This is a genomic window from Bradyrhizobium sp. LM2.9 (genome assembly GCF_054056555.1).
This window is the reverse complement of record NZ_JBSRYJ010000002.1, coordinates 1,844,287-1,857,344: the sequence shown is the minus strand read 5'-3', so window position 1 is coordinate 1,857,344 and position 13,058 is coordinate 1,844,287. Positions and strand designations below refer to the sequence as shown.

Here is a 13,058-nt window from a genome sequence, read left to right as displayed (position 1 = left end):
CGTCACGAATTCGTGTATCGAACACGAACGCGTCGGGTGCCAGCATCGACGATGAACGAAGCGCCGGCGACTGAGTGGGCCTTCTTGACACGCCGACAACCTCCCCTGTAGGAGACCCAAGCGCATTGACGCTTTCAAATTCTGCCAAGGGGCGGTGATCTCAAGGGCGAGCTCGTGATTTCCGCCGGATCACGGCAGCGAAATTGATTCACGGACCCCCGATGTCATCGCCGACTGATCGCACTTACTCTTTCGGACATTGGCTGATCGATTGCCAGCGAAGAGAGCTGAGATACGACAACGTCGCGGTGCCAATCGGCAGCCGCGCATTCGAAATTCTCGAGAAACTGGTCGGTTCGGCGGGCCTCCTCGTCACGAAGGACGATTTGATCGGGAGCGTCTGGTCGGGCCTGACCGTCGAAGACAACACGCTTCAGGTTCATATTTCGGCCGTCCGCAAGGCTCTTGGCGAGGATCGCAATCTCCTCAAAACGGTTTCGGGCCGCGGATACATACTCGCCGGGACCTGGCGAAGCGGGCATCTGGACTACCCTTTGGCCACACCTGTCACGGTGCCCGCCGATGCACCCTTTTCCGGCAACCTGCCGAGCATCCGCGCGCCTCTCATCGGACGCGAAGACTGTCTGAGACAATTGGCTGATGTGCTATCGGCATATCGGGCCGTGACCCTGGTCGGGCCCGGCGGCATCGGAAAGACGAAGCTGGCAATCGAGCTCGCGCGCAGCGTCGCCTCCACTTTCAACGATTCCGTTGTGTGCTGGTCGAGCTCGCGACCCTGCAGGATGCGGCACTTGCGGCATCCGCATGCGCCCGTGCACTCAAGCTCGTCTCGAATGACAAGGAAGTCTCGGCCGCGAGCATTGCCCAAGGCATCGGGACCCGCCGTCTGCTTCTTGTCCTGGACAATTGCGAGCATGTGATCGAAGCGGCCGCGCAGATCGCCGGCGCCGTGCTGCGCTATTGTCCGAACGCCACGGTCCTCGCGACCAGCCGCGAAGGCCTCCGTATCGATGGCGAATACGTTGCGGCCATTCCGGCGCTCTCGGTTCCTGGTGCCGATGTGCACGATCCCGACCTGCTGCTCCGGGAAAGCGCTGTGCAGCTGTTCGTCGCACGAACGCGGGCCTTGCGCGCAAGCTTCGCCGCAGGCGCTGAGGAGCTTCAGAAGGTCGCCGCCATCTGTCGTCGGCTTGACGGCATTCCGCTCGCATTGGAATTTGCCGCGGCCCGCGCCGCCAATCTCGGCGTAAACACACGTATTGCTTCGCCTCGACAAGCGCTTCGAACTCCTCAACGGCGGCCGCCGCGATCAGTTGCCACGCCACCAGACCCTGCGGGCGACACTGGACTGGAGCTATGACCTCTTGCCCCCGGGAGAGCAGAACCTGCTTTGCCAACTTGCGGTGCTTCCTGCCGGCTTCACGCTCGATGCGGCCAGCGCGATGATGAACGACACTTTGTCCCGGTCGGACGTCATCGAAACGCTGTTCAATCTGGTCGGGAAATCGCTAGTGTCGCTCGACCCCTCGTTCGAAGGACGATGGCGCCTCCTGGAGAGCACCCGCGCCTATGCGCTGGAGAAGCTCGCGGACGCAGGCCTCGTCGAACAGGCGGCCAAACGGCAGGCCGGCTTTCTCAGGCAGATCATCGCGCCGCTCGGCGATGCCTCTCCCGCTCCCGACGACATCTCCCGTTTCGCCCAGGAGATCGGAAACGTGCATGCGGCGCTCGATTGGGCGTTCTCGCCCGGTGGCGATACCGCGCTTGGAATCGAGCTGACGGCCGGCTTCGTTCCGGTATGGATGCAGCTGCTGTCCTTCGTGGAATGTTCGACACGGATTGAGCATGCGCTTGCACATTTCAGTCCCGGGGTCAGCTGCGTTCCGAAGCTGAAGGCGCAGCTCTATGTCGCCCTTGGATTCTCACTTCTCAACACGACGGCATCGGCGGATCGCATGAAGGCGGCGCTGAGCATCGGCCTCGTGCTCGCCGAGGAATTGTCCGATCTCGAGCTTCAGCTCAAGGCGGTCTGGACTTTGTGGAGCTATAACCTCAACTCTGGTCAATATGCCGCGGCCAAGGAGGTCGGCGAACGCTACCTCGATATCGCACTGCGCACGGAAAATACCGCCAACGAGGCGGTAGGCCGTCGCCTGATCGGCGCCGCCAGCCATTTCTTTGGCGCGCAGGAGGATGCGCGGCGCGAACTGACTCTGTCGCTGGACCAATCGGCTCACGGATTGAACGGCGGTGTGAACCAGATGTGGTTTCTGCTGAACCAGAGCGTTCTTGCCAAGGCGATGTTGGCGCGCGTCCTGCTGTTGCAGGGAAAGATCGCCCAGAGCAGATCCCTGGCCGCCGAATGCCTCCAGGAGGCCGAGCGTGAGAAGGACAAGCTTGCGATCGCCTACGCACTCCGGAATGCCGTCTGCCCCATCGCGCTGATGACGCATGATCTCGCTGCCGCTGATCAGGCGATATCCTCCCTTCTCGAGCTCGTCACACGCGAGGGGATAGCTTTCTGGACCAGCTGGACGTCTTGCCTGAAGGGACAATTGCTGGTCCTGCAAGGCAATCACGACGACGGAATTGCGCTGCTGCGCAGCGGCCTGAAAGCGCGGACCGAGAACGGATGGCTGATGCGCAATCCCGAGTTTCTCGGATCGCTCGCCGAAGGCCTGCTCGCGAGCGGCGAGGCTGCGCAGGCGCTGGCCGCGGTGGAAGAGGCCTTGTCCATGTCGCGGCAAGGCCGGCAATTGTGGTGCCTTGCCGACCTGTTAAGGATCAAGGCTGAAATTCTCCTGGCCAATGGCCCTTCCGACCTTTCTCGATCCGAATTGCTGCTTGCCGAGGGACTATCCGTGGCCCGAGACCAGCAATGCCGCTTCTACGAGCTGAAGGTTGCGGCGGCGTGGGCAAGGATCATGGCTGGATCGAGCCGTCAGCAGACCGCCCTTGATCTCGTCGGTCCGGTCAGCGCTCTGTTCGATCAGGAGATCGATCTTCCCGCGCTCGCCTTCGCCCGCGCTCTGGCTGAAATACCGGGCATCTCACTTTCGACATGCGACAGCGACCGGCCCGCGTCTTGCACCTGCCACTAGGTTGCTAGGCTCGGCCGAGACAACTTGTCCTGCACTGCCAAAATGACCCATCACTCCATCTTGCGGACTTGCTCGATGAACATCTCTCGACGACAGATTCTGGCCGGCATCGGCGCTTCGGTGTTTTCGCCCGGCCTGATCCGTGCGCAGGGCACTCGACCGATCAGGATCGGCGAGATCAACTCCTATAGCAGCGCACCTGCGTTCACCCTGCCCTATCGTCGCGGCTGGCAACTGGCGGTCGAGCAGGTCAACGCGAAAGCAGGCCTTCTCGGGCGAGAGCTGCAGGTCATCAGCCGGGACGACGAAGGCAAACCCAGCGTCGCAATCCGCGCGGCGGAAGAGCTCGTGCGCAGGAACGAGGTCGATCTGCTGGCAGGTGCCTATCTGTCGCATGTGGGCCTCGCGGTCAGCGACTTTGCCCGGCAGAATCGAGTCTTGTTCGTCGCAAGCGAGCCGCTCACGGATGCCCTCGTCTGGGAGCGGGGACATCGATATTCCTACAGGCTCCGCCCCTCGACATACATGCTGGCAGCGATGCTGGTGGAGGAGGCAGCACAACTCAAGGCGACACGATGGGCGACGATCGCTCCGAACTACGAGTACGGGCAGTCGGCCGTGAGGTGGTTCATGCAGCTTCTCAGCCAACGTCGACCCGACGTCCAGTTCGTTGGCAGTCAGTGGCCGCCCTTGGGCGCCATCGACGCCGGCATTGTCGTGAACGCCCTCGCTCAGCAGAATCCCGAAGCGATCCTCAATGTCACCTTCGGGCCCGATCTCACGAAATTCGTCCGGCAAGGTAATGATCGCGGCCTGTTCGAAGGGCGAGACGTTGTGTCGTTCACGACAGGCGAGCCCGAATACCTCCATCCGCTCGGAAAGGACGCGCCGAAAGGATGGATCGTGACCGGATACCCCGTGACCGAGATCCTGGATCAGGCCAACAGCTCCTTCGCGTCGGCCTATTCCTCGCGATATGGCGAGCCTCCCACCATGGGCTCCGTGGTCGGTCACGCCATGATCAGCTCCATCGTCGCTCCGATCGAGCGCCTCGGGAGCCTCGATACGGAAACGATGGCGGACGGGTTTGGCAATGCCAGCTTCGATACGCCGTTTGGACCGGCGGCCTGGCGTTCCATCGACCATCAGAGCACGATGGGGACATTCGTCGGCCGCACCACGGTCAGGGGCAACAAGGCGGTCATGGTGGACTGGAAATATAAGGACGGTGGAACGATGCTTCCGCCGGATGCCGAAGTCCGCAAGCTGCGCCCGGCAACATGACGGGCGAATGCGGTGTGATGCAATGACACGGAAGCCCTGCAATTCCGCCTCAGCATCCCGGCGGAAGGATCGGCGACACGCCCGGCGTCGGTGCTGCGCCTGAGGCGTTGGCCGGCAACACCGTCGCAGGCTCCGCCAGATTCATCGAGACCCCTTCCGCGCAAGCCGAGCTGTTTGGGCTGGGCACAACGGCGACGTTCGGGTCTATGCCAGTGCCGCCGGCGCCGCCGGTGTCTGCCAGGATCGTGCCAGGCGCGGGGCTTGCAGCCACTTGCGGTACCGAAAGCGGCAGGGACGCAGCGCTTGTCACCTGCCCTCCCGGCGTTGAGCTGCATGCGACACTCGTACCTGTTCCCGCCGGCGTAGCGGCGGAGACAGTCCCGATGGAGCTGCCGTTCTGTCCCATGGCCAGCAGGATCGGAGCTGCGATGCCCGATGTCGAAAGGCCCGTGGCCGATACCGTCGGAGTCGCCGGCACCGGCGCCGGCGATGACGACGGTGGAGCGCAGACGACGACCGTCCCCGGCGTGGTCGGATCCGAAGCGAGCGGAACAGGCGCCAGCGTCGTATCCGGAGCACCCGGCACGGTCGTCGCCGAAAACGGTCCCGGACTGTTGAGCGGCGAGATCACGATCGCGCCCGGCACCGTCGGCAGATCCATTGCCGTGCTGCCTGTCGTTGCGACCTGTGCCTGGCCGGCAGAGGTGCCGAGCAGCAGAGCTATTGCCGTTGCAAACACGATCCGTATCATCTCTGTAGTCCCTAGCTGACTTTGGTCTTGCGAACGGCGACCTTGCTGCCCTCCGCCAGACTGACTGCCGGATTGAGCACGACCTGATCGCCGGCCTGCACGCCGTCTCGCACTTCCACCGTCGTACCGAAGTCCCGGGAGATCGAGACCTGCTGAAATTGAACCGTGCCGTTCCGTACGACCACGACATGGAGGCCGTTCTGATCGAAGACGAGCGCGTCGGAGGGAATCGTCACTGATGGCGTCCTGCGCGGGATTGACAATTCGACGGTGCAATAGATCCCGGGACTGAGCAGGCCATCGGGATTGGGGACGTCGATCTCGGTCAGCAGCGTCCGGCTACCCGGCTGCAGCGCGGTCGCGATCCGCGTAACCTTGCCTGCAAACGTCCGCCCCGGAATCTCGGGGACGCGGATTTCCGCATCGACGCCCGGCCCAACTCCGAACGCCTCGTCCTGCGGTACGAAAACCTGAGTTCGGACCACGTCGGAATGCATCATCGTGAACATAAAGGTGGAGCCTGCTTGCACCAAGCTGCCATTGTCCACGTTGCGCTGGGTGACCACGCCGTCGAACGGCGCCACCACGCGCTGGTAAGCCTTCTCCTGTTGGAGGACGCGAATCTGCGCCTCCTGCGCCGTGATGTTCGACTGGGCGACGCCCACCGCACCCTGCTGCGCGCGCAGGGTGAGTCGGTCGTTGTCGCCCTGTTGCGCCGTCAACCAGCCTTGCTTGACGAGATTGCTGTCCCGCGAATTGGTGACGTCGGCCAGCTCCCGGCTCGCCTGCGCCTGCTGAAGGGCAGCCTGGTCCTGGGCGAGCGTCGCCTGCGCCTGCGCGATCTGCTGGTCCAGCTCGGGCGCGGTGATTTCCGCGAGGAGATCGCTCTTCTTGACCCGATCGCCGATATCGACATAGCGCTTCTCGATATAGCCGCTGGTCCGCGCGAAAATGTTGGCCGCTTCGAACGCAGTCGTCGTCGCCGGCAAGCTCACCTTCATGATGTTGCCGCTTGGCTTGACTGTCGCCACCCGAACTTCCGGAACGTTGGTCCGAACCTGCTCTGCCACCGCGGCAACGTCACGCGCGGCCTCGTAGTGCCGCCAGCCGCCGATGCCGAGACCGCCCGCAAGCAGCAGGAGCACACCTCCCCCGAGCAGCGCGCCAGCGTAACGGCGTCCGGATCGTGCGCTCCTGCCCGGCAGCTCCACGACCCGGAAGCTCTCTGCCCCCGGGCGGTCTCGAGCCCCCTCGTCATCGGTCCTTGCGCGAACATCACTCATTCCGGTTGCTCCTCGAATACGCCGTGGCGAGGCTTGCCGTCATTACCCTTGCGCAGCACGGCGAAGAGATAAGGCACGATCAGCAAGGTGGTCGGGGTTGCGAACAGCAGGCCGCCGATGACTGCCCGCGCGAGCGCGGCATTCTGCTCCTCGCCCGGCCCGCCAATCGCCATCGGGATCATGCCCACGATCATCGCGGCCGCGGTCATCAGGACGGGCCGGATCCTCGTTCGGCCCGCGCTGAGCGCCGCCTGGAAGGCCGTGTGTCCCTTCAACTGCTCGTCACGCGCGAAGGTCACGAGCAGGATGGAGTTTGCCGAGGCAACGCCGATCGCCATGATGGCTCCCATCAGCGAGGGCACGTTCAGCGTGGTACCGGTGATGAACAGCATCGTTACAATGCCGCAGAATGTCGCCGGCAGCGCCAGGATGACGACGAAAGGATCGCCAAAATTCTGGTAGTTCACGACCATCAGCAGGTAGACCAGGATGGCGGCGAACAGCAGTCCGATTCCAAGATCGCGGAACGACTGATGCATGCTCTGGATCTGTCCCAGAACCTGAATCGAATTGCCCGGCTGCAACTGCTTCTGGAGGTTTGACGTCACCTTCTCGATATCGGCCGCGACGCTGCCGAGATCCCGGCCTTGGACGCTCGCATAGACGTCGAACACCGACTGGACATTCACCTGGTTCGAATTGGTGGGAACGGTGCCCCGCTTGAAGGTGGCGACATTGCTGAGCAGGCCGGGCACCGTCTGCCCGCTTGCGGCAAGCGAGGCCGACACCGGCGTGTTGCTCAGTGCGTTTAGCGAGTTGGCCCTGTATTCGGGCGTCTGCACAGCCAGGTAATACGGGATGCCTGATGTCGGATCGGTCCAGAAATTCGGCGAGACCTGCGCGGACGAGCTGAGGCTGACATTGATGTTGGTCGCCACCGTGCTCGCATTGAGACCCAGCTGCGCCGCGCGGGTGCGGTCAATGTCAGCATAGAACGCCGGAGCATCGACCTCCTGCTGCAGATGCGCGTCGACTATTCCGGGGATCTCCGCCAGTCTCTTCTGCAGCTCCTTGGCCACGGCCAGGTTGTTAGCGCCGTACCCGACCGTGCGGACATCGATCTGCGCCGGGAGACCGAAGTTCAGGATCTGCGTGACGATGTCGGCCGCCTGGAAATAGAAGGTGTCCTCCGGGAATGCCGATGGCAGCACCTGCCGCAGCTTCCTGACGTAATCCGCAGTCGGCTTGTGCCCGTCCTTCAGCGACACCAGAATTGTGCCGTCGTTCACCCCGATCGTGGAGCCGTCGGTGAATGCGAGATTGTAGGCCCGCGCCGGGAGACCGATATTGTCGACGATCAGCGCCCGGTCATGCTCCGGAATGACTTCACGGATCTTGTCCTCGACCGCCTGGAAGATCGCCTCGGTGCGCTCGATGCGCGTGCCCGCGGGCGCGCGGACATGAAGCTGGATCTGGCCGCCGTCGATCAGGGGATAGAAATCCCTGCCGACATAGGCGAACATGGTGGCTCCGAGCGCCAGCACCAGCACGGCGACGACGGGTACGACGGCGCGAAGCCGCAGCACTTTCAGCAGGAGATCCGAGTAACCATCGCGCAGGCGCTCGAAGCCGCGCTCGAATGCTGCGGAGGCGCGCGCGAAGATCCCCGACGGGCGCTCGCCCTCACCATGGCGTCGCTCCCCCTTCAGCAGCAGGCCGATAGTGATCGGCGTGAGCGTCCGCGATAGCCCGTAGGACGCCAGCATTGCGAACACCACGGCGAGGCCGAGCGGCGCGAACAGATATTTGGCCGGGCCCTCCAGAAAGACGACCGAGGTGAACACGCAACTGATCGCGAGCGTCGAGACCAGCGTCGGCACCGCGATCTCGGCGGCTCCGTGCAAGGTCGCCTCCGACAACGGCATGCCTTCCTCGGTCCAGAGCCGGTGCGTGTTCTCGATCGTCACCGTCGAATCGTCGACCAGGATACCGACTGCGAGCGCAAGCCCGCCGAGTGTCATCGTGTTGAGGGTCTCGCCGAGGAAATAGAGCACGATCAGCGAGGACAGCATCGCCAGCGGGATCGAGATCAGGACAACCAGCGTCGATCGCCACGATCCCAGAAACACCAGGATCATCAGCGCTGTCAGGCCAGCGGCGATAGCACCTTCGCGCAGCACGCCATTGACCGAATGGGTGACGAATATCGACTGATCGAACAGCTCATTGATCTTCAGCCCCGCCGGAGCCGAAGCGCGGATCGACGTCAACGCCGCCTTCACGCCGTTGACCACGGCGAGCGTAGAGGCATTTCCGTTCTTGATAATGCTGAACATTTGTATTTTTTTTTATACCTCTGATTTCCTTAACTTTTTTTCCATTCTACTTATTTTTCTTTAATTCTCTTTCGTAGATTTAGTTTTATTTCTTTTCTTGTTTAACACAATAACCCCCCAATCATAAACGCTCAGCAGGACCGCGCGGTGGCCGTCCTCGCGCACGATGTTCTGCTGGACCTGAGCGCCGTCGCGGACCTGGGCGACATCCTTCAGGAAGATCGTGGCCCCGTTCGCGAACTTGACCGGGATCATGTTGAGATCCTGGATCGTGCCCGGCGTCGCGTTGGTGCGAACAGTGTACTGGGTGTCCCCGATCTTCGTCGTACCGGTCGGCAACGTCAGATTCTGGGTGTTCACCGCATTGACGATGTCGAGCGGCGTCAATCCGCGCGACAGCAACTTGTTCGGATCGATATCGACCATGATCTGGCGGTATTTGCCGCCGGCAGGTGTGGGCAAGGTCACGCCTGGAACGGGAGCCAGCTGCTGACGGACCCGGTAGATGCCGAAGTCGTAGAGTTGCTGCTCATTGAGACTGTTCGACTCGAGGCTGAGCTGGAGCACCGGCACGCTCGAGGCATTGAACTGCACGATGATCGGCGGCTGGATGCCCGGCGGCATCAGGGCGCGGATGGCGTTGGTCGCCGAAACGATCTGCGCGATCGCAAGATCGAGATTGACGTCCGGCTGAAAGTAGATCTTCTGAATCGACAGCCCGTTGAGGGTCTGCGCCTCGATGTTCTTGATACCGCTGACGTTGGCGCTGATCGAATACTGGCTGTAGGTACTGACGCGCTGCTCCATCTCCGGCGTCGAGAGGCCGGTGTAGCTCCAGATGACCGTAACGACGGGGATCCGAATCTCCGGGAAGATATCTGTCGGCATCGACCGGATCGCGATGCCGCCGAGAAACAGGATCAGCGCCGCAAGCACATAGAATGTGTGCGGAAGCCGGAGCGCGAAGCGAACAATTCCCATGGTGGTCTGCCTGGAGCGAGTTACGCCGGATCGTCGAACAGATGAGAACGGTCGGCCCCGCGTTCAAATGAAAACGAATTCAAACTCTCCATGCGGTGCCGCGTGGCGCATCCTGCGCAGCGAGCGTCACCGCCCGCTTGACCTTGGCGAAGGCGCGCATCTCGATCTGCCGAACCCGTTCGCTGGATATGGACAATTCGTGGGCCAGCTGATCGAGCGTAACAGGGCATTCCCTCAGCCGCCGCGCCTCGAAGACGTGACGTTCCCGCGCCGCAAGCCCGCCCAACGCAATATGCAAGGCTTTGGCACGATGCTCCGTCTGCTCGTGATCGGCCAGCACCGTCTCAGCGTCGACCGCCCCGTCGACCAGTAAGGCTTCCAGCTCGGTTCCGCTGTCCTCGTCGCCGACGCGCGCATTCAGCGACATGTCGCCATGCAGCCGCGCGTCCATCTCGATCACGTCACGCGTCGTCACATCGAGCTTCTCGGCAATCAATTCGGCGACGTCGGGCGTGAGCCCCGCGATCATGCTGCCAGTGGCTTTCCTGATCTCGCTGCGGAGTTTGAAGAATAGCTTCTTCTGCGCGGCGGTCGTCCCGATCTTGACGAGGGACCAGGACCGCAGGATGTACTCGTGAATGGCGGCCTTGATCCACCAGACCGCATAGGTCGAGAATCGCGCGCCGCGGCCGGGCTCGAAGCGTGACGCCGCAATCACGAGGCCCAGATTCGCCTCTGCGATCAGATCGACCAGCGGAAGGCTGTATCCCTTGTAGCCGCGCGCCAGCTTGGCCGCGAGCCTGAGATGGCTGGTGACGAGCGCATCCGCCGCGCTCTTGTCCCGCGTCTGCTGCCAGCGATGTGCAAGCTGCTGCTCCTGTCCCGGCTCGAGAAGCTCGTAGCGCCTGATCGCCGCGGAATACGCGGTGAGGAATGGCACCGGCACCGGTGCAAGCGACGCGGCGGGGGGATTGTTGCTCGTAACTTCGTGGCTAGTCTGCATCTGTCACTCCCACACTCCAGGCCGGTTGGTCGATCTCGAAAGCATCGCGCGTTATCTGGCTCATCCCATCTCGTCCGCGTCTGCGTGCAGCAGTGTCCGCGACCGGCGTGTGGCGGCCTTGCCCGTCCGTCCGGTCCAAGCAAGGATCTCTATCCGCCCTCCGGGCGCCGGACCGATGATCAGCCGAAAGCCATGCAGCTTGACGATGGCGGCGACCAGGCTCAGTCCGAGCCCGACACCCGGCGTGTTGCGCATCTTCTCGGAGCGATAGAACCGCCGCAGCACCGCCTCACGCTCCTGCTCGCTGATGCCGGGGCCGGTGTCCCGTATGCGCACGAGCGCCGTGTCCTCCTCCGTCTCCAGAGCGAGTTCCACCCGTCCGCCTGATGGCGTGAACTTGACGGCATTGTCCACGAGATTGGCGACCGCCTCGAACAGCAGGTCCCGGTCGCCCCACACCTGCACATCGCGCTCGATGACGACACCGAGCGCGATGCGCTTGTCCTCGGCGATCGGCTCATAGACGTCGCACACCTCCCTCAGGATCTCGTCGAGCGCGACGTCGCCAAAGCCGGCCGTGCGACGGTTGTTCTCGATCTCGGTCAGGCGCAGCAGGGCGGTGACAATCGCGAGCGACTGGTCGATGCCGGCGATAGCCTTATCGACAATCTCCTGGAGCTCTTCCAGCGTTGCCGCATGCGTTCGCCCACGCTCCAGCGCAAGACGGACGCGCGTCAGCGGAGTTCTGAGATCGTGAGCGATGTCGTTGCCGACGCCGGCAAGCGCATTGATCATAGTCTCCATCTCGTCGAGCATGCCGTTCACGATCCTGGCCAACCGCGCGAAGGAATCGTCCGTGCCGCCCTCCGGAAGCCGCTCGCGCAGCTCGCCGGCCACGATCCGTTGGACCCGCTGGTTGACCTCCTCGACGCGCCTCTGGGCGCGGACGCTCAGCCAGACTCCGGCCAGCAGGCAGAGGCTGAAGGCCGGCAGCAGGCCCAGAGCCAGGGCCTCCCCCACGACGCTCGATATCTCGCGCGTCTCGTCCACATTCCGTCCCATCACGAGGACATCGCCGTCATCGAGACGCCTACCGACCGCCCTGACGACCGGAACATGGACCGCCGGCTTTTCGAGCAGATCCAACCGCACGCCCTGCACTGCTCCGTCCAGCCCCAGCTCACGCGGCACGCGGTCGATGTTGCCGGCAAGCCTGGCGCCGGCGGCATCGAACAGTCCCGCGTACTGCACGCCCCTGGAATCCTGCGCGAGATGATCCGCGATGGCGCTGATGCGGCGAGCCGGCGGCAGGTCTGCGATGAAGTGAATTTGCGTGGCGATCATGCGATCGGATCGCGCGACCAGATAATCGTCGAGCTTCCAGTAGATGAACGCGAACAGGCCGGCCACGAACAGCGCAAACGCGGCGGCCACAGCCAGAGCCCAGAGGAACGTGCTGGAGCGGATCAACTGTATCTGGTGCATCGTCCGTCCCTATTGCCGCGAGCGCAGGACGAAGCCGGAGCCTCGAACGTTGTGGATGAGCTGCATCTCTCCGGGACCGTCGACCTTGTGGCGAAGCCGGCCCATATGCACGTCGATCAGGTTCGTGGTCGCCGGAACGAACTTGTAATTCCAGACCTCCTCGAGCAGCATCGCGCGCGTCAGCAACTGATCGTTCCGGCGCATCATGTATTCGAGCAGGCGGAATTCACGCGGCAGCAGGTCGAGCTTGCGTTCGCCGCGTTGCGCGGTCCGCTCGATCAAATCGAGCTCGAGCGGCCCGACATGCAGCATGGTCTCGCGGCTGTCGGTCGGACGGCGCAGAAGCGCCTCGATCCGTGCGACCAGCTCGATGATCGCGAACGGCTTTGTGAGATAATCGTCTCCCCCCATGCGCAGTCCGCGCACCCGGTCGTCCACCGCGCCGAGCGCGCTCAGAACCAGGACGGGCGTCCTGACATGGTCCCTGCGCAGCGCCTCGATGACAGTCAGCCCGTCGATTCCCGGCAACATGCGATCGACGATCATGGCATCCGGGCTTGACGCACGGGCACGGTCGAGACCGTCGACACCGTCGCCGGCCCACTGCACCTCGAAGCCGCGATCGGCGAGCTCGGCGACAATCGCCTCGGCGGTTTCGGCATCGTCCTCGATCAGGAGAATCCGGCTCATGATCTTCGCTCCACATTCCGCGCGGCGTTTTGGCGCGCGGTGAGGAAGCATCGGTTCAGCGGCGCGCAGCGTCATGTTCGGCGTCCGCGCACGCCGAACCCGCGGCCCTGGCGCCGCCTGATG

8 protein-coding genes and 2 pseudogenes are annotated in these 13,058 nt (G+C 63.2%); 4 read left to right on the top strand and 6 right to left on the bottom strand.

Going from position 1 to position 13,058, the window contains the following annotated elements:
• Positions 1–221: 221 nt before the first annotated feature.
• The 4 genes and pseudogenes from ACVWW3_RS10235 to ACVWW3_RS10220 form a co-directional block, all read left to right on the top strand.
• Positions 222–458, top strand: a pseudogene (locus ACVWW3_RS10235) (winged helix-turn-helix domain-containing protein); the annotation flags it as partial.
• Positions 459–775: 317 nt separating this feature from the next.
• Positions 776–1,381, top strand: a complete 606-nt coding sequence (locus ACVWW3_RS10230; protein ID WP_456672457.1) for a hypothetical protein — start codon at positions 776–778, stop codon at positions 1,379–1,381.
• Entirely contained in the window at positions 1,281–3,122 is a 1,842-nt protein-coding gene (locus ACVWW3_RS10225; protein ID WP_456671946.1) for an ATP-binding protein, read from the top strand. The genes ACVWW3_RS10230 and ACVWW3_RS10225 overlap by 101 nt, the downstream gene beginning before the upstream one ends.
• A 75-nt stretch (positions 3,123–3,197) precedes the next feature.
• Positions 3,198–4,406, top strand: coding sequence for an ABC transporter substrate-binding protein (locus tag ACVWW3_RS10220; protein WP_456671945.1), 1,209 nt, complete (start codon positions 3,198–3,200; stop codon positions 4,404–4,406).
• 49 nt (positions 4,407–4,455) lie between these two features.
• Here ACVWW3_RS10220 and ACVWW3_RS10215 read toward each other — a convergent pair whose 3' ends face one another.
• From ACVWW3_RS10215 to ACVWW3_RS10190, 6 genes and pseudogenes are all read right to left on the bottom strand, one after another.
• Positions 4,456–5,157: a hypothetical protein gene (locus ACVWW3_RS10215; protein ID WP_456650143.1), complete on the bottom strand. Its 702-nt coding sequence runs from the start codon at positions 5,155–5,157 to the stop codon at positions 4,456–4,458.
• 11 nt (positions 5,158–5,168) lie between these two features.
• Positions 5,169–6,440 carry an efflux RND transporter periplasmic adaptor subunit gene (locus ACVWW3_RS10210; RefSeq protein WP_456650144.1) on the bottom strand — a complete coding sequence of 424 codons (1,272 nt, stop codon included), beginning with the start codon at positions 6,438–6,440 and terminating at the stop codon, positions 5,169–5,171.
• A pseudogene (locus tag ACVWW3_RS10205) lies at positions 6,437–9,757 on the bottom strand (efflux RND transporter permease subunit). Before ACVWW3_RS10205 ends, ACVWW3_RS10210 begins: the two are co-directional and overlap by 4 nt.
• Before the next feature lie 79 nt (positions 9,758–9,836).
• A complete protein-coding gene (gene rpoH / locus ACVWW3_RS10200) occupies positions 9,837–10,760 on the bottom strand; it encodes an RNA polymerase sigma factor RpoH (RefSeq protein WP_456650146.1) in 924 nt (307 codons plus the stop codon).
• A gap of 60 nt (positions 10,761–10,820) precedes the next feature.
• On the bottom strand, positions 10,821–12,245 hold the full coding sequence (locus tag ACVWW3_RS10195; protein ID WP_456650147.1) for an ATP-binding protein: 1,425 nt from the start codon (positions 12,243–12,245) through the stop codon (positions 10,821–10,823).
• Between the two features lie 9 nt (positions 12,246–12,254).
• Complete coding sequence (locus ACVWW3_RS10190; protein WP_354070283.1) at positions 12,255–12,935, bottom strand: response regulator transcription factor; 681 nt, start codon at positions 12,933–12,935, stop codon at positions 12,255–12,257.
• Between the last annotated feature and the right edge of the window lie 123 nt (positions 12,936–13,058).

What these genes read in the sequence shown, in the direction of transcription:
- ACVWW3_RS10210 (WP_456650144.1), bottom strand. Translation starts at nt 6,440, where the DNA reads ATGAGTGATGTTCGCGCAAGGACCGATGACGAGGGGGCTCGAGACCGC.
- ACVWW3_RS10190 (WP_354070283.1), bottom strand. Translation starts at nt 12,935, where the DNA reads ATGAGCCGGATTCTCCTGATCGAGGACGATGCCGAAACCGCCGAGGCG.
- ACVWW3_RS10215 (WP_456650143.1), bottom strand. Translation starts at nt 5,157, where the DNA reads ATGATACGGATCGTGTTTGCAACGGCAATAGCTCTGCTGCTCGGCACC.
- ACVWW3_RS10195 (WP_456650147.1), bottom strand. Translation starts at nt 12,245, where the DNA reads ATGCACCAGATACAGTTGATCCGCTCCAGCACGTTCCTCTGGGCTCTG.
- ACVWW3_RS10220 (WP_456671945.1), top strand. Translation starts at nt 3,198, where the DNA reads ATGAACATCTCTCGACGACAGATTCTGGCCGGCATCGGCGCTTCGGTG.
- rpoH (WP_456650146.1), bottom strand. Translation starts at nt 10,760, where the DNA reads ATGCAGACTAGCCACGAAGTTACGAGCAACAATCCCCCCGCCGCGTCG.